Raw genomic sequence first — 16,279 nt, forward strand, 5'->3', positions numbered from 1 at the left:
GAAAAGGGGGCGGGCGCGAACCGAACATGGTCCGCGCCCCCCCTCACCTCAGAACGAACGGCGGACCGAAACCGACCAGGTCCGCGGGCGGCCCGGCTGTCCCGATGCCGTGCCTGCGCCGAACGCTTCCTGCAGCAGGGTCAGGAAGTAGTACTTGTTCGTCAGGTTCTGCACTTCGAGCGTGACGCCCCAGTCCTTGGCATCCGATTGCCAGCCGAGACGGGCATTGGCGAGGAAATAGCCGTCAATCCGGTTGGACAGGCGCAGCGTGGTGATCGGCCCGCCGCCACCGGCATTGCTGAACGGCGAAGGCGTGACCGGGCTGTTGGCCGCCACCGTGCTGCTTACCGCCAGGCTGTCGATATTGGCGGCCTCGGTGTAGATCTTCGATTGATAGGCACCATCGAGGCGCACCGTAACCATGCCCTTGAGCACGTCCGGAATGTCATACTGCACGCCGATCGCCGCCTTCCACTTCGGCGTATAGGGCGTCACGTCGTTCAGCGTCACCCCGGTCGAGAGCGTATCGACCTTCTGGTACTTGAAATCGAGGTAGCTGAGCGAACCGTCGATCGTGAAGTTGTCGACCGGACGGATCAGCGTCTCCACTTCGAAACCCTTCACGTGGGCCGACCCGACGTTCGATGGCCGCAGGCACGGGGTGGCCTGCGAAGACCCGCCCGGACCCGCCGTGGCAAGGTCAAGGCAGTTCACGCTCGACAGGATGATGTTCTTGTAATCGTTGAAGAACGCCGAGACGTTGAGGCGCAGCTTGCGATCGAACAGGTCAGACTTGAACCCGGCTTCGTAGGCAGTGATCGTCTCGGGCCGGAAGGCGGTCGCCTGGCTCGGGAAGAACGGACGCGGATTGACGCCGCCGGCGCGATAGCCGGTCGATACCTGTGCGTAGAACAGGAACTCGGGGCTGAAGCGATAGTCCGCCGCCACGCGCCAGTCGACGCGGTTGTCGCGGAACTTCGCGGTCAGGCCGTCAAGCCCGAAAAGCAGGCAGTTGGGCTGGTTGCCGATGCCGGTCGGACCTGCAGTGGGCGCGCCGAGGAAGAAGTTGCACGGACCCTGGATGTTGGTTCCATCCGGATTCTTGCGGACGTAGCCATAGTCCTTCTCGTCCCATGACTGGCGGATGCCGCCGGTCAGGTTCGCAGCATCGCTCAGCGCATAAGTGAAGTTTGCGAAGATCGCCTTGTTCTTGGCAGGCGTCGGATCGGGGCCGTGGCGGAAGTCGATCCCGGCATAGTTCAGGTTGATCCGGCCGGTGAAGGTGCCGCGTGTATCGAAGTAGAAACCGCCCACGGTGAAATCGAGCTTGTCGTCGAGCACCTTGCCCGACAGACGCAGTTCCTGGCTCCACTGGCGGTTCTTCTGGGTCTGGTTGAGATTGTTGTTGGCAATCGGCGAACCGTCGGAATCGTAGGACCAGTCCGCCGTGTACCGGCGCCATGACGTGATCGACTTGAGCTTGAGCTGGTCCGAAACGTCAACGTCGATGGTCAGCGCCGCGCCATAGTTATCCAGATCCGAATGCGGATCGGTGAACGTCGGCTTGTAGGGCATTTGGCTGTCGGGCCGGGCCGGGTCCGCATAAGTCGCATAGGAGATATAGCGGCGATCGTATCCGGTGATCGTGTCGCAGCTGTTCACCCCGTTGGGCACGAACATGCAGTTGAGCGGAATGCCCGCGCCGTTGGTACCTTGCAGGAACGGACGGCCACCGGTGAAGGTCGCATTCGGGCCGTCGAACACTGCAGAGGTATTTGCATAGAGCAGCACGTTTGCGCCCGGCTCGTTGCGCTCGCGCGTGTAGTCGCCAGAAAGGTTGATATCCACCGTCTCGGTCGGCTGCCAGCGCAGCGAGACCTTGCCCGCCACCGACGACGTGCCGCCGACATTGCCCAGCACCGGGTTCGCGCCCTTGGCAAACGTCGGGACATTCGTGCCCGGATGGGTCAGGTTGTAATCGAGCCGCTTGACGTAGCCATCGATATTCTTGGTCACGCCCGCCACGCGCATGAACAGGTTTTCCGACAGCTTGAGGTCGAACAGCCCGCGCACGTCGATGCGGTTGTAGCGGCCATAGGTCGCCTCCATCGAACCGCTGTTGCTGCCTTCCGGCTTCTTGGAATAGAGCTTGATCGAACCGCCCAGCGAGTTGCGCCCGGCCAGCGTACCCTGCGGCCCGCGCAGCACTTCCACGCGGTCAAGATCGGTCAGGTCCAGCAGCGAACCGGTCAGCGTCGGCAGGTATACGTCATCGATGTACATGCCCACGCCCGGCTCGAGCGCAAAGTTGGGGTCGGTCTGGCCGACGCCGCGGATGAAGGCGATGATGCCGGGGCCGAGTTCTTGGCCCTGCGGTTTGAGCGTTACGTTGGGCGCCTGCGCGGCGATTTCCGACACGTTGGTCTGCCCGCGCTGCTGCAACAGCTCGCCGCTCACAGCCGTGATCGCCAGCGGGGTATCCTGAAGGTTCTGGGCGCGGAACTGCGCGGTGACGACGATCTCGTCGGTCGTTGGCACCTTTTCCTCGGCAGCATCCTGCGCCAGGGCGGTTCCGGTCATCGACAGGGCAAGCAGGCTCGCGCCCGCGCGAAGCAGTTTCATCATCCTCTCCTCCCACGCCGTGCCCGGTTGCGACCTGGAGGCTTTTCACCTGTCGGCACGCTCCGATTTTTTCGGATCGCGGCCTTTCGGTCGAAGCATCGGCGATATCGGGAGTATGCCCGATTCCATGTTATGGTCAATAGCAACTTTTGGTAGAATTGGTGTGACGGGTTGGTGATGCAAAAGCGCCACGGCGATGATACGCAGCAGGCATGAAACATCCGCTCGATCCCATGCTGGGCTTTCATCTGGTGCGGACCGCGAACCTTGCCCTGCGCGCCGTCAACGCTTCCTATGGCGATCTTGGCCTGCGCCATCCCGATGCCGCGGTCCTGCTGGTCATCGAGGCAAGTCCTGGCATCACGCAAAGCGCCATCGGCAAGATGCTCAAGATCCAGCGCTCCAACATCGCGACTATGGTCTCGCGGCTGGTGGATCGCGGCCTGCTCGAACGCCGGCCGGGCAAGGGCAAGACCATCGGCATGTTCCTGTCCGGCCAGGGCCAATCGGTCATGCCTCGCATTCACGCCGCCTCGCACGAGGGTGAGGCCCTGCTCACCGATGCCATCGGCGAGGACGCCTACCGCGCCGTTCTCGAAACGCTCCGGAAGATTCGCTAGGCTACCCGCCGCAACTCGGGCACCTGGTGGCTGTGGTGTCCCGAGAAGACCGCCACCGCCGTGGCAAGCCTGCCCGATGTCGTGGCCATGCTGCGCGTTGCCGCCGCGCTCTGTTCCACCATGGCCGCGTTCTGCTGCGTTGCGAGGTCAATCTCGCTGATTGCCTGGTTGACCTTCAGGGCATAGGCCGCCTGTTCCTCGGTCAGTTGCGCGGCTTCGACCACGCCCGTGCTGATCTCGGTCACCTTGCCGATGATCGCATGGAGCATCACGCCCGTGCCTTTGACCAGTTCGGCGCCCCGATCCACCTGCTCCCGGCTTGCCGAAAGCAGCTTCTTGATATTGTCGGCCGCTTCCGACGATCGCTGCGCCAGCGCCCGCACCTCATTCGCCACAACGGCAAAGCCGCGCCCCATCTCGCCCACGCGCGCAGCCTCGACTCCCGCGTTCAGCGCCAGCAGGTTGGTCTGGAAGGCGATGCCGTCGATGATCTCGGCGATCTGGACCACCTCCTGAGCGCTCTGCTGGGCATCGTCCATTGCGCTGATCGCCTCGCGCACCGCCTCGCGGCCCTGCGTCGCCTCGCTCTCGGTATCGTGCGCCGATACCCTCAGGTCTGCCATCGACCGTGATGTCTTGTTGAGACCACTGCTCAGTTCATCGATGGCGCGCGCGCAATCCTGCACATTGTTGGCCTGCCGCTCGGTGCGCGAAGCCAGGTTCTCGGTTGCTGCACGAATTTCGTCGGTCGAGGTGGCAATGTGGCTGCTGCTGTCGGCCACGAGGCCGATCGTCGCGGAAAGCCGTTCCAGCGCCTTGTTGAAATCGTCCTCGACCTGTCGGAAGCTTTCCGGCAGGTCGCTCATCCGCGTCGAAAGATCCCCTTCGGCCAGCGCACGCAACGATACGCCCATCTTGCCCAGCACGATGTCGCGCGTGGTCTTCTCGGCCATTTCGAAGTAGGTCGAAAGGGCGATGTCCATGTCGATCATCGACACCTTGACCAAGGCCACCAGATCCTTGGCCATCCGCCGCCTTGCCGGCGAAAAGCGCCCTGCCCCGCGCAGCACCATCGCCTCGATCATGTGCTCGAGAATCAGCGCATAGCCGCCGATGTACCACTTGGGCTCGAGACCGATGCGGGCATGGGTATTCCCGATCGTCAGTGCGCGCTCGTGATAGGCCTGGTCGAGCCCGTCCTCGAACACCCTGATCCAGTGGTCGGCTTGCGCATTGCGGGCATGGCGCACCCGGTCTGACGAGGAGAAGAACTTGCCCAGCGCCGGAGTGGCGCCGAGCTTGTCGTAGAACTTCTCCAGCCCGCCATCCACCGTCCGCGCCACGAAGCGCGCCAGCCGATTGAAGCTGCCCTCGTTCCTGCCCAGTTCGTAGAAGCCGATGCGTTCCTGCAGATCCCGTGCGACGACCATGTACAATCCTTTCCGGTACAGGCCGCAAGCTAGTTAACCGGACTGAATTGGTCGGAAATGGGGCGTTATGGGAATCCGTCTATGCACGAAGGGACAGGGTTAGGTTTGGCGAATCAGCTGACTGCGGCGCGCTTCGCCTTCACCTCCGCCGCAGCCCGGAAGACGGCATGGTCGAAATAGAAGGGTTTGATTTCGCAGCATTTCCCGTCGCGGAAGCGGAACATTTCACACAGTTCGGCCGGCGCAAGCGAAGGGTCGGCGAACTGGAACGATAGTATCGTCACCGCGTGATCCTTGCCCGCCGTGGTCTCGACACGGTTAAGACCAGCAACATCCACCAGCCCCATGACCTTGATGTAGAGTTCCTTCAGCGCATTCTTGCCGCGATAGACACCTTCCATCGGCAGGCCCGGCGCTTCGCTGACGATGAAGTCGTCGGTCAGCATGGAGGCTGCCTTGTCCCAATCGCCCGTGCCGGTTGCGGCATAGAGGTCGTCGACAAACTGGATCATCTCTTGTGCGGTCATGGTCATGGCGTTGTCCTCTCTCGTTCTTGGCCACAGGATCAACCATGCGCTGCTTCGCGGAAACCTAGCGATATGGCTAGCGATGCGTTTGCGCAGGGCGCCGCTAAGGTCCGCTCATGGAGAGGACACGCCAGATCACGCTCGCCCGCCGCCCCGTCGGCATCCCGGTCCCCGAGGACTTCTCGCTGGTCGAGGTTGACCGGCCTGTGCCCGGCCCGGGGGAAATCCTCGTGCGCATGCGGGTAGGCTCGTGCGATCCGGCCATTCGCGGTTTTCTTGACGACCGCCCGAGCTACTTGCCGCCCGTTGCGCTCGGCGCGCCGATCAACGGCATGTCGCTTGGCGAAGTGGTGGAATCGAACAACCCGGACTGGCCCGTCGGCACGCTTGTGCGCACGTTCGCGGTCTGGTCGGAATACTACGTCGTCGGCGCAGATGCGCTCGGGATCGAGAAGGTGGAGCAAGCGCCGGGCGTGCCGCTTCAGCATTACATGGGCGCACTCGGGCCGGTCGGCCTCACTGCGTGGGTCGGCCTGTTCGAGATCGGCAAGGCAAAGGCTGGCGAAACCGTGGTCGTCAGTGCCGCGGCCGGCGCCACCGGCAGCACCGTGGTCCAGCTCGCCAAGGCGGCAGGGTGCCGCGTGATCGGACTTGCCGGTGGCCCGGCGAAAGCACAGATCGTCAAGGACCTCGGCGCGGATGTTGCCATCGACTACCGCTCCGTGAGCAATCTGGCCGAAGCGATCAAGGCAGCAGCGCCAGACGGGGTCGATGTCTATTTCGACAACGTCGGCGGTGAAACGCTCGACGCCATCCTGCCGCTGATGCGCCTGCACGGCCGCATCGCCGTCTGCGGCATGATCGCGCAATACAACGATGCCGATAATCCCCACGGCAACCGCAACCTGTGGCAACTGGTGGTCAATCGCCTGACCATGCGCGGCTTCATCACTTATGACCACCCCGAGGTTCTGGGCGAAGCGCAGGCCATGCTCGATCGCCTCTTCGCCGAAGGGAAGCTCAAGCCGCTGGAGAACGTGCGTTCGGGCATCGAGAAGCTGCCCGAAGCCTTCATCGAACTGATGAGTGGCAAGACCACCGGCAAGACACTGGTGCTGATCTGATGGCGGTGCTGGCCGGAAAGATCGCGTTCGTAACCGGCGGTGCATCGGGCCTCGGCGAAGCCATCGCCCGCGCCTATGCCAGCGAAGGCGCGTCGGTCATCATCGCCGACATCGATACCGCCAATGGCGAAGTTCTCGCCACGGCACTCGGCGCGCGCTTCGTCCATCTCGACGTGACGCAGGAAGCCTCCTGGGCCAAGGCGCTCGCCCCGTTTGAGCGCATCGACGTGCTGGTCAACAATGCCGGGATCACCACCCTCGGCTCGATCGAGGAGATCACGCTCGACCAGTTCCGCCATGAACTCGATATCGACGTGCTCGGCGTGTTCATGGGCACGCAGGCCGTCCTGCCGAAGATGAAGGCCCATGGCGGGTCGATCATCAACATGTCCTCGCTGTCGGGAGTGAAAGCCTCGGCCAACCTCGTCGCCTACAACGCGGCCAAGGCGGCGGTGACGCTGATGACCAAGTCCTGCGCCCTGCACTTTGCCGAAAAGGGCTATGGCATCCGCTGCAACTCGATCCACCCCGGCGCCATCCACACGCCGATCATCGACAAGGTGCTGGCGCAGAGTGACGATCCGGACGCGCTTTACCAGAGCTTCGTCGATGTCCACCCGGTCAAGCGCCTCGGCAAGCCTGAGGAAATCGCGGCCATGGCCGTGTTCCTTGCCAGCGATGCCAGCGCCTTTGCCACCGGCGCCGAATTCCGCGTCGACGGCGGCGCCTCGATCTGATGAGCGGGCTTCCGATCCGGCAGGTGGCGTTCTTCGTCGAAGACGTGCGCGCGGCCGCCCGGGCACACCATGAAGCCTTCGGCTCCGGCCCGTTCTTCGTGGCCGACAACATTCCGCTGGCCCGCGCCGTCCATCGCGGGGTGGAGCGCGAGCTGGATCACAGCTCTGCCTATGGCCAGTGGGGCGATGTGATGGTGGAGTTCGTCGCCCAGAACAATCCCGGCCCCTCCCCCTTCCGCGATCTCTATCCCGAAGGCTCGGGCCGCTGGGGAATGCATCATGTCGCGGTCTTCGTGGACGATGTCGATACGGAGCTTGCCCGCTTTGCCGCACGTGGCGCACCTTGCGCCCTGCGCGCCGAGATGACCGACGGGTTCGTCTTCGCCTTTGCCGACACCACCGCCACGCTGGGCCTGTTCACCGAACTCTACGCCCCCACAAAAACGCTGGTTGATTTCTACGCCATGGTCGCGCAGGCGGCTAAGGATTATCGGGGATCCGACCCGATCCAGACCATCCGAATGACTTGAGGACCGAGACGTTGAGCGAGACCTGGCACAGCCTGATTGCCGAAACCGAATTCCCTGCCGAGGGCAAGGTCGCCACGAAGATCGCCGGCTGGCACGTTCTTGTCGCAAAGACCGAAGACGGCCTGTTTGCCGTCAACGATCGCTGCACCCATCAGGCCGCGCTCATCTCTACCGGCCGCATCCGGCGCGGCGCGGTGATGTGCCCGCTGCACGGCGCGCGGTTCGAAATGGCCTCTGGCCGCTGCATCGGCGGTGCCTACAAGGACCTGCGCACCTTCCCCGTCCGCGTCGAAGGCGGACAGATCGAGGTGTGCATTCCCGATGATGCCCCCGGCATGGACGAGTTGCCGGTCGTTCTCTGAACTCGCTGAAAGCGCAGGTTCACCCTGCCCGCAGGCGCGTTAGTCTCCCCACAGCCAAACCAACGGGAGAGACAGGACCATGCCCTTCACCGGCCCCGCCGAAGACCGCCTCGCCATCCGCGAGCTGCTCGAAACCTATGCCGACGCCGTCACCCGCGTCGATGCCGACGACTGGGCCGCGACCTGGGCCGAGGACGCCGAATGGTCCCTGCCCGATTACCCCGAACTCGGCACCACCCGTGGCCGCGCGGCGATCAAGGCGATGTGGATCGAGGCGATGAAGAACTACCCCGGCATCATGTTCGAAGCCTGGCCGGGGTCGATCGAAGTCAATGGCGATACCGCCACCATGCGCAGCTACACCAGCGAGGTCTACGACCAGAACGGCACGACCATGCGCGATCGCGGCGTCTATGAAGACACTTGCGTCAAGATCGATGGCAAATGGCTGTTCAAGAGCCGCTCATTCCGCAACATCCACCGCCAGCACGCCCCCAAGGGCTGCTGAGCGGCAGCGCGGTTCAGGGTGCGCGGAACCACGCACCCTTGAACCACAGCGCCAGATTGACCAGCGCGATCAGCACCGGCACCTCCACCAGCGGCCCGATCACCGCGGCAAAGGCCACGGGCGAGGCAAGGCCGAACGCCGCAATCGCCACGGCAATCGCCAGCTCGAAGTTGTTCGATGCCGCCGTGAATGCCAACGAAGCCGTGCGCTCATAACCTGCGCCAATCGCCCTGCCCGCAGCGAACGCGGCGACGAACATCACCACGAAGAACACCACCAGCGGCAGACCCACCTTCAGCGCATCGAACGGCAGGGCAAGGATTTCGCCACCCTTGAGGCTGAACATCGCCACGATGGTGAACAGCAACGCCGCCAGCGTCAGCGGGCTGATCGCCGGCACGAACTGCGTTTCGTACCAGTCGCGCCCCCGCGCGCCGACCAGCGCCTTGCGCACCAGAAATCCGGCGAGGAACGGCACTCCAAGATATGTCAGCACCGCCTTGGCGATCATCGCGAAGTCGATGTCCACCACCTGCCCTTCCAGACCGAAAACCGGCGGCAGGAAGGTCAGGTAGAACCAGGCATAGGGCACATAGAACAGGATCTGGAACAACGAATTGAAGGCGACCAGCCCAGTCACGTACTCGGGGCTTCCCCCCGCCAGCTGGTTCCACACCAGCACCATGGCAATGCACGGCGCAATGCCGATCAGGATCAGCCCGGTCATGTATTCGGGATTGTTCGGCAGCAGCAGCGCGGCCAGTGCGAACATGAACGCGGGCGCAACGATCCAGCACAGCCCGAACGAAACCGCCAGAATCTTGCGATCCCGGAACACCTCTCCCAGTTCCTCGTAGCGGACCTTGGCGAGCGGCGGGAACATCATCAGGATCAGGCCGATGGCAATCGGGATGCTGGTCGAACCGACCGTCATCGCCCCCAGCGCCTGCGGCACCGCCGGCACGAAACGGCCGAGCGCAATGCCCAGCGCCATCGCGGCAAAGATCCACAGCGTAAGCCAGCGATCGAGGAACGACAGGCGCGGACGCTCCGGCGCCAAGGCAGCAATCGTCGCCATCAGGCAGCTCCTTCCATCTGCCCGATGCGGGCAAGTTCGCGCGTCAGTTCGGCGCGCTCCATGGTTTCAAACGGCAGGGCCAGCAGCGCGGCCACGCGCATTTCCAGCCAGGCCCAGGTCTGCTCGAACGCGGCATCGACCGCAGCCTCATCACCTTCGACATCGGCAGGATCGGGCAGGCCCCAATGCGCCTTCAGCGGCGCCCCCATGAACACCGGGCAGGCCTCGCCAGCGGCATTCCCGCAGACCGTGATGGCCAGATCGATCGGCGGCGCGTCAGGCCCGGTAAACTCGTTCCAGCTCTTTGACCGGAACGGCGCCACGTCGATCCCTTTGCGCGCCAGCAGCCGCAGCGCGCCGGGATGCGGCACACCCTTGGGCTTGCTCCCGGCGCTGTACGAAACGATGCGCCCTGCCCCCATGGTGCCAAGCATCGCTTCCCCCAGAATCGAGCGCGCCGAATTGCCGGTGCACAGCACCAGTATCGAAAACGGACGATCGCTCATCAGCAGCACCCCGCCTTCGCTGCCGGGGCGGCAACCTTCGGGGCGCAGCACGCCGTGTCCGAGGCATGGGCCGAAGCGAGCGGCGCAAAGTCCGGGCTCTCGCCATAGACCGTGCTTTCACCTTCGGTCAGGAAAGCCTCCCAGATCACGCCATCCGGATCGGCGATCCAGCTCTTCTCCGACTTGGCGTAGCAGCAGGTCGTCGCGCCTTCCTCGATGACCGGTCCCTTGGCATTGGCCAGCCGGCCATAGACTTCGGCCAGCTCTCCGGCACTTTCCACCTGCAGGCCGATGTGCTCGATCCCCTTTGCCGCCCCGTCCTTGCACGAGATGGCAAAGTTAATGCGCGGGTCCTCCAGCATCCACTTGGCGTAATCGGCCTTGGTCACGGTCGGCTCGGCGCCGAACAGGCCGGAATAGAAAGCGATCGAGGCATCGAGGTCGGCAACGCCGACGTGAACATGGAAGCGCTTCATGCGACGTCCTTTTCGGTTGAGCTTGAAGGATGGCAATCGATGGCGGGCACGCAGGCCGCGCCGCCACAGCAGTTCTCGGTCAGAAAGCCCATGACGGCTGCCATCGCCCCGTAATCGGCGGAGTAAAGGATCGACCGGCCCTGCCGCCGTTGCCCGACCAGCCCGGCATTGGCGAGCTGGGCGATATGGAAGCTGAGCGACGACGGCGCGATGTCCAGCGCTTCGGCCAGCGCGCCTGCGGCAATGCCCTCGGGCCCGGCCTGCACCAGCAGCCGGAATGCGGCAAGCCGATGTTCCTGCGCCAGCGCTGCCAGCGCGCGTACGACGAGTGCAGAATCCACGGACGACCCTTTCGATTCGATAATTCAAGAATAATTGAATTGATCGCCGATGCAAGGCGCAATCGTGCCCCCAAACGCAAAAGGGCGGAGCCGAAGCCCCGCCCTTTCAGTCTCGCTTGCGCCTGATGCGATCAGAAGCGCTTGATCACCGAGACCTGCACCGTGCGCGGCAGGTTGCCGAAGCCAAGCTGGTCGGCGCGGACGCCCGCCGCCGTGCCCGTGCCGCCACCGGTCGAAGGCCCATCGACCACGCCGCTGACGTAGAAGCGGTTGGTCAGGTTCTTGCCGATCACCGCGATCTGCCAGTTGTCGTCCTCCGCCCCGAAGCGGATACCGGCATCAAGCACGGCATACTTGCCCTGGCGCGAGAACGGATTGCCGAAGCCCGAGGCGAGGTAGCTTGAGGAATAGCGGGTATCGACGTTGAAGCCCAGCTTCAGGCCTTCGCCCGCAGCGGTCTCGTAGCCCACGCCAAAGGCCCCGGTCCATTCCGGCGCCACCGAAAGCGGCGCCCCGTTCAGGTTCTGGCGCGCATCCAGCCCGCCCACCAGCGTGCAACCCTGCGACGGAGTCTGCCCGGCATAGCACGGTGCGGAGGGGAAATCGGTGTAGCGTGCCTTGGTGTAGTTGATCGAACCGTGGACGTTCAGCCCGTCAATGCTGCGCGGGGCGTATTCGAACTCCAGCTCCACGCCCTTGGTCCGCGCATCCGCCGTCAGCGTCTGGAAGGCGAAGATCGGGGAGTTGAAGAAGTCGACCTGCAGATCGTTGTAGGCATACGTGAACGCCACCAGGTTCAGGCGCAGCTGGTTGTCGGCCAGCGTCGTCTTGATACCGGCTTCGAAGCCACGTGCCTTTTCCGGATTGAAGGTGAGGTCCGCCAGCGGATCGGACGAGAACTTCGAGTTGATGCCGCCGTTCGAGAATCCGCCAGACTTGTAGGCCGTCTTGTAGGCGCCATAGACAAGGATGCCGTCCTGCGGCTTCCAGGTCAGCGTCACTTCGGGCGACCAGTCGTCGAACACCTGCTTTGCGGTCACTTCGCCCAGGCCGTCAGGATCGTTCTGGTCACGGAAGATCCCCTGCACGCCCAGGTTGTTGTAGGGCTGCGTGAAGAAGCTGTCCTTGGTCTCGTGGGTATAGCGCACGCCGCCTGCCAGCTCGAGCGTGTCGATCAGCTTCCACGTCACCTGCCCGAACAGGGCCGCAGTCTCGCCATCGGTAAAGCTTGTCTTCGACGAGGCGACAAAGCGGTTGGCGGCAGAGGCGGTATCGTCACGCAGCCCGGCGAACATGACGTACTGCGCAAAGTCGCGCTTGGTCTTCTGGTACAGCCCGCCCACCATCAGGTTGATCGGACCGTCGAACGAAGTCTGCGCACGCAGTTCCTGGCTGAACGCCTTCCAGGTGCTGTTCTCGGTAGCCCAGGTGCCGTTGTTGCTGCTCTGGAAGTCGCAGGCACAGGTCCAGCGGTTGTTGTTGGTGTTGTAATTGGTGACCGAGCTGATCGTCACGTTGTCGAGCTCGTACGAAACCGCGCCGTTGATCGCCCACGAGCGATAGCGGTTGTAAAGCTCGCCATTGTCCTTCGCGAAGGGGAAGTCCTTGGCAATATCGGCGGGCATGTTGTTCTGGTGCGTCACGAAATCGGTGCCGCAGCGATACCCGGTCAACTGGCTCACGCCCGTGGCGAGGCCGCAGTTGTAGGCCACGTAGTTCCACGAGGAATTGTTGACCTGATTGTAGTTGTACGAACCCTTGAGCGTCATCGTCAGACGGTCGGTCGGGGTGTACTTGAGCGTCACGCGGCCCAGGAACTCGTCTTCACCCGGCGCGCGCGATGCGGCAGGCTTGGCCACCGAACCGATCGGATTGCCGCTGCCGCCCGCCAGCAAGTTGCGGATGTCGACGGTGGTATAGGTGCGGTCGACCGAGACGTTGCGATAATAGCCGCCATCCATGATCGAACCGCGCGCGGCAAAGCGCACGCCCAGCGTATCGCTCAGCGGGATCGAGGCAATCAGCTCGCCCTGATACTGGCGCGAACGGAACTCGTAACCGGCGCGCGCAATGAATTCGCGGTCCTGGCCGGGATCGTTGGTGGCCAGGCTGATGACGCCTGCGGTCGCATTCTTGCCGAAGAACAGCGCCTGCGGACCCTTGAGCACTTCCACGCGCTTCAGGTCGAAGAAGCCTTCCTGAATGATGCGGCCCTGCCCGTAATAGGCTCCATCGACCACAACGGCGACCGACTGCTCGATACCGATCGAGGTCGAGGACGAGCCGATGCCGCGCATCGTCAGCTGCGCGCCCGAACCGTTCGAGGCACGGCCGACGTTGAGGTTGGGCGTGGCCGCAGCGATCTTTTCGATCGAGGTGATGTCGCGCTGCTGGATGGTCTTTTCGGAGATGGCGGTTACCGCCACCGGAACCGTCTGCACCGATTCCTCGCGCTTGCGCGCGGTTACGATGATTTCCTCGAGGCCGCCTGCAGATGCGCCTTCCTGTGCTGCATCCTGCGCCATGACCGGTGCGCTGACGCCAAGTGCGCAAGTGGCGAGAAGAATTCCCTTGATGGTGCGCATGACCGCATCCTCCCTTTGTGATTAGTCTCGCGCGTTTACGCCTCCTGTAACGAACGCTCGCCTCGCCAATGCGTTAGCCTCTTCCTTTGGCTAGGTGCTGCGCTGCCGTAGCGTCGGCACCTCTGTGCCTTGAGAGGAATTCCCATGACCGAAAACCGCTTCTGGCGCCTTGATCGTCACCCTGAAGGCTCAAACTTCGAAGCCGCGCTCAGCCTGCAGACCGAAGCCCTGCCGCCGCTGGCCGATGGCGAAGTGCGGGTAAGGGTCGGCTACCTGTCGATGGACGCGGGCACCCGCATGTGGATGAGCCCGCGCACCGATGGTTATCAGCCGCCCCTGCCGCTGGGCGCGAAGATGGCGGGCCTCGTGCTCGGCCACGTCAGCGAAAGCCGCGATGGCGCCTATCCCGTTGGCGCACTGGTGCGCGGCTTCGGCCAGTGGGCGGAATATGCCACGATGGTCCCTGCCCTTGCCGGCCTCGAAATCGTCGACGATACCGTGGCCGACATCCGCCACCACTTCGGCGCGCTCGGCATGAACGCCTGGACGGCCTATGTCGGCGTCAGGGAAGTGGCCGCGATCAAGGCGGGCGAATGGCTGGTGGTCTCCGCCGCCGCCGGAGCCACCGGATCGATGGCCTGCCAGGTCGGCCGCAATCTCGGCGCGAAGGTTGTCGGCATCGCTGGCGGACCGACCAAGTGCCGCTACCTGACCGAACAACTGGGCGTCGATATCGCCATCGACTACAAGAGCGACGACGTTGCCGCGCGCCTTGCCGGGATCGAGGGCGGCGTTCACGCCTATTTCGACAACGTCGGCGGCCCGCTGCTCGATGCGGTCCTGCCCAACATGGCGCACTATGGCCGCGTCGCCGTCTGCGGCATGGTCGCGGCTTATGACAACGATGCCCCCCTGCCCGGCCCCGCCCGCTTCGATCAGGTGCTGATGCGCCGCTTGCGGATCGAAGGCTTCTTCATCCCCGATTTCCTCCATCGCGGCGCAGAGTTCCTCCCCGTCTTGCGCGAATGGGTCGATGCCGGGACGCTGACCGTCAATCTTGACGAGACGCAGGGGCTGGAGAACACGCTCGTCGCCTATCGCCGCATGCTTTCGGGCCAGGCGATCGGCAAAGTCATCGTGAAAGTCGCCTGATGCCGATCATCAAGTACCGCGCCCCGCTCCAGTGCCTCGTCGCCGTGCGCGGCCATCCCTTCGATCGCACGGCCTTCGACGCCATGTTTCAGGCCATGGACGGCATCTCGGCCACCATGGTCGATCAGCCCGCCGCCGCGCTGCTGATGAACCCCGATGCCATGCGCGGGTTCGATGCGCTGGTACTCTACGACATGCCCGGCCTCGATTTCGAAGCCCCGGAAAATGCCCCGCTCTACCGCGAGCCCTCGGCCGAACTGAAGGCCGGATTTCGCGCCCTGCTCGAACAGGGCAAGGGCGTGGTCGCGCTGCATCACGCGCTGGCAGGCTGGCCGACCTGGGGCGAATATCACGATTGGCTGGGCGGGCAGTTCTTCTACCATCCCGGCCAATGGCGCGGGACCGCCGTGGCGGACAGCGGCTATTGCCACGATGTCACTCACGAGATTTCGGTCGTCGCCGATCATCCCGTCACCGCCGGCCTGCCCGAAAGCTTCACGCTGACCGACGAACTCTATCTCGGCCAGATCCATGAAGCAGGCGTGACCCCGCTCCTGCGCTCAAGCGCCGCTTTTGATCGCGATCACTTCTGGTCGGCGGACCTTGCCGTCAAAGGCCAAATGTTCAGCCGCGAAGGCTGGGATCACCCGCCCGGCTCCAATCTCGTCGGCTGGACCCGGCAGGCTCTCAACAGCCGCCTCGTCTATCTCCAGCCGGGCGATGGCCCCTCGGCCTACGACAACCCGCACTACCGCCGCTTGGTTGAGAACGCGATCCGCTGGGTGGCCTCGTCCTGAAACAATGCGTCCCCGCGCAGGCGGGGACCTCGGTGATGTGACGGAACTTCAGCTTAAGCCGACTGAGGTCCCCGCCTGCGCGGGGACGCATCGGCCCGGCAGAATCAAAGCGCCGTCATGCCTCCATCGACCACCAGTTCCGTGCCCGTCACATAGCGGCTCTCGTCCGAGGCGAGGAACAGGTTCATGTTCGCAATGTCCAGCGGCGCACCCATGTAGCCCATCGGCACCAGCGCCAGCGTCGCATCATAGTTTGCCGCGTTGTCTTCCTGCGCCACACCCTGAATATTGGTCAGGATCATGCCCGGATGGACCGAATTGACGCGGATGCCGTCCTTGGCGGTTTCCACCGCGATCGTCTTTGAAAACAGGCGCACGCCACCCTTCGCCGCGGCATAGGCCCCGCACGCGGGAACGCCGATCAGCCCCGCCACCGACGAGATGTTGATGATCGAGCCCTTCACCCCGGTCTTGCGCATCAGGATCACCGCGCGCTTGGTGCCCTGGAACACGCTGTCGAGGTTGACCGAGTTCTGCAGCGCCCAGTCGGCGCTGGTCATGTCCTCGATCGGGCGCAGCACCGCGATACCGGCATTGTTGACGCACACGTCCAGCTTGCCGTCCTCGGCCTCGATGGCGGCGAAAACTTCGTCCCACTGCGCCTCGTTGGTCACGTCATGCAGCAGGGCCCGGGCCTCACCGCCCGCCGCCCGGATGCCTTCGGCCACCTCTTCGGCCCCTGCCAGGTCGCGGTCGGTCAACCACACTTTGGCTCCTTCCTCGGCAAAGCGCTGCGCGGTGGCGCTGCCCAGACCCGGCACCGAAGCGCCACCGGTGATCAATGCAACTTTTCCGGCAAGACGGCCCATTTGAAACTCTCCCTA

17 protein-coding genes are annotated in these 16,279 nt (G+C 63.9%); 8 read left to right on the top strand and 9 right to left on the bottom strand.

The annotated features are described in order from the left end of the window. Positions 1-48: 48 nt before the first annotated feature. Positions 49-2,622: a TonB-dependent receptor gene (locus AC1Q5P_RS14205; RefSeq protein ID WP_492519262.1), complete on the bottom strand. Its 2,574-nt coding sequence runs from the start codon at positions 2,620-2,622 to the stop codon at positions 49-51. A 212-nt stretch (positions 2,623-2,834) separates the two neighbouring features. On the opposite strand from AC1Q5P_RS14205, the gene AC1Q5P_RS14210 reads away from it, so the two are divergent. After that, entirely contained in the window at positions 2,835-3,242 is a 408-nt protein-coding gene (locus tag AC1Q5P_RS14210; RefSeq protein ID WP_492519263.1) for a MarR family winged helix-turn-helix transcriptional regulator, read from the top strand. Here the strand turns inward: AC1Q5P_RS14210 and AC1Q5P_RS14215 are convergent. Both AC1Q5P_RS14215 and AC1Q5P_RS14220 read right to left on the bottom strand, forming a co-directional pair. Next, positions 3,239-4,672 carry a methyl-accepting chemotaxis protein gene (locus AC1Q5P_RS14215; RefSeq protein ID WP_052242603.1) on the bottom strand — a complete coding sequence of 478 codons (1,434 nt, stop codon included), beginning with the start codon at positions 4,670-4,672 and terminating at the stop codon, positions 3,239-3,241. The two genes, AC1Q5P_RS14210 and AC1Q5P_RS14215, sit on opposite strands and share 4 nt — an antisense overlap. Positions 4,673-4,785: 113 nt before the next feature. After that, positions 4,786-5,205 (bottom strand): nuclear transport factor 2 family protein, encoded by a 420-nt coding sequence (locus tag AC1Q5P_RS14220; protein WP_492519264.1) that lies wholly within the window; start codon positions 5,203-5,205, stop codon positions 4,786-4,788. A gap of 110 nt (positions 5,206-5,315) precedes the next feature. Here AC1Q5P_RS14220 and AC1Q5P_RS14225 point away from each other — a divergent pair, with 110 nt between their 5' ends. The 5 genes from AC1Q5P_RS14225 to AC1Q5P_RS14245 all read left to right on the top strand — a co-directional run bounded on the left by AC1Q5P_RS14225 (position 5,316) and on the right by AC1Q5P_RS14245 (position 8,460). After that, a complete protein-coding gene (locus tag AC1Q5P_RS14225) occupies positions 5,316-6,323 on the top strand; it encodes an NADP-dependent oxidoreductase (RefSeq protein ID WP_039336724.1) in 1,008 nt (335 codons plus the stop codon). Beyond that, positions 6,323-7,060, top strand: a complete 738-nt coding sequence (locus AC1Q5P_RS14230; protein WP_039336726.1) for a glucose 1-dehydrogenase — start codon at positions 6,323-6,325, stop codon at positions 7,058-7,060. Before AC1Q5P_RS14225 ends, AC1Q5P_RS14230 begins: the two co-directional genes overlap by 1 nt. Next, positions 7,060-7,590, top strand: a complete 531-nt coding sequence (locus AC1Q5P_RS14235; RefSeq protein WP_062344664.1) for a VOC family protein — start codon at positions 7,060-7,062, stop codon at positions 7,588-7,590. The genes AC1Q5P_RS14230 and AC1Q5P_RS14235 overlap by 1 nt, the downstream gene beginning before the upstream one ends. Positions 7,591-7,601: 11 nt before the next feature. Further along, complete coding sequence (locus AC1Q5P_RS14240; protein ID WP_062344663.1) at positions 7,602-7,952, top strand: Rieske (2Fe-2S) protein; 351 nt, start codon at positions 7,602-7,604, stop codon at positions 7,950-7,952. A gap of 79 nt (positions 7,953-8,031) precedes the next feature. After that, positions 8,032-8,460 carry a nuclear transport factor 2 family protein gene (locus AC1Q5P_RS14245; protein ID WP_062344660.1) on the top strand — a complete coding sequence of 143 codons (429 nt, stop codon included), beginning with the start codon at positions 8,032-8,034 and terminating at the stop codon, positions 8,458-8,460. Between the two features lie 13 nt (positions 8,461-8,473). Here AC1Q5P_RS14245 and arsB read toward each other — a convergent pair whose 3' ends face one another. The 5 genes from arsB to AC1Q5P_RS14270 all read right to left on the bottom strand — a co-directional run bounded on the left by arsB (position 8,474) and on the right by AC1Q5P_RS14270 (position 13,446). Further along, positions 8,474-9,538, bottom strand: coding sequence for an ACR3 family arsenite efflux transporter (arsB, locus tag AC1Q5P_RS14250; RefSeq protein ID WP_492478380.1), 1,065 nt, complete (start codon positions 9,536-9,538; stop codon positions 8,474-8,476). After that, the gene (locus AC1Q5P_RS14255; RefSeq protein ID WP_492478515.1) at positions 9,538-10,044 is read right to left on the bottom strand and encodes an arsenate reductase ArsC; all 507 of its coding nucleotides are present in this window, start codon (positions 10,042-10,044) and stop codon (positions 9,538-9,540) included. Before AC1Q5P_RS14255 ends, arsB begins: the two co-directional genes overlap by 1 nt. Continuing rightward, positions 10,044-10,520 carry an ArsI/CadI family heavy metal resistance metalloenzyme gene (locus AC1Q5P_RS14260; RefSeq protein WP_492519265.1) on the bottom strand — a complete coding sequence of 159 codons (477 nt, stop codon included), beginning with the start codon at positions 10,518-10,520 and terminating at the stop codon, positions 10,044-10,046. Before AC1Q5P_RS14260 ends, AC1Q5P_RS14255 begins: the two co-directional genes overlap by 1 nt. Continuing rightward, positions 10,517-10,861 carry an ArsR/SmtB family transcription factor gene (locus AC1Q5P_RS14265; protein WP_039336738.1) on the bottom strand — a complete coding sequence of 115 codons (345 nt, stop codon included), beginning with the start codon at positions 10,859-10,861 and terminating at the stop codon, positions 10,517-10,519. The genes AC1Q5P_RS14260 and AC1Q5P_RS14265 overlap by 4 nt, the downstream gene beginning before the upstream one ends. A gap of 131 nt (positions 10,862-10,992) precedes the next feature. Continuing rightward, on the bottom strand, positions 10,993-13,446 hold the full coding sequence (locus AC1Q5P_RS14270; RefSeq protein WP_039336740.1) for a TonB-dependent receptor: 2,454 nt from the start codon (positions 13,444-13,446) through the stop codon (positions 10,993-10,995). Between the two features lie 144 nt (positions 13,447-13,590). Here AC1Q5P_RS14270 and AC1Q5P_RS14275 point away from each other — a divergent pair, with 144 nt between their 5' ends. Both AC1Q5P_RS14275 and AC1Q5P_RS14280 read left to right on the top strand, forming a co-directional pair. Beyond that, positions 13,591-14,598: an NADP-dependent oxidoreductase gene (locus AC1Q5P_RS14275; RefSeq protein ID WP_492478384.1), complete on the top strand. Its 1,008-nt coding sequence runs from the start codon at positions 13,591-13,593 to the stop codon at positions 14,596-14,598. Beyond that, positions 14,598-15,395, top strand: coding sequence for a ThuA domain-containing protein (locus AC1Q5P_RS14280; RefSeq protein WP_492478386.1), 798 nt, complete (start codon positions 14,598-14,600; stop codon positions 15,393-15,395). Before AC1Q5P_RS14275 ends, AC1Q5P_RS14280 begins: the two co-directional genes overlap by 1 nt. Positions 15,396-15,499: 104 nt before the next feature. Here AC1Q5P_RS14280 and AC1Q5P_RS14285 read toward each other — a convergent pair whose 3' ends face one another. After that, positions 15,500-16,264, bottom strand: coding sequence for an SDR family NAD(P)-dependent oxidoreductase (locus tag AC1Q5P_RS14285; protein ID WP_492478387.1), 765 nt, complete (start codon positions 16,262-16,264; stop codon positions 15,500-15,502). Positions 16,265-16,279: the final 15 nt, after the last annotated feature.

It is taken from the genome of Novosphingobium sp. GW835-FHT14H07, from assembly GCF_058793515.1.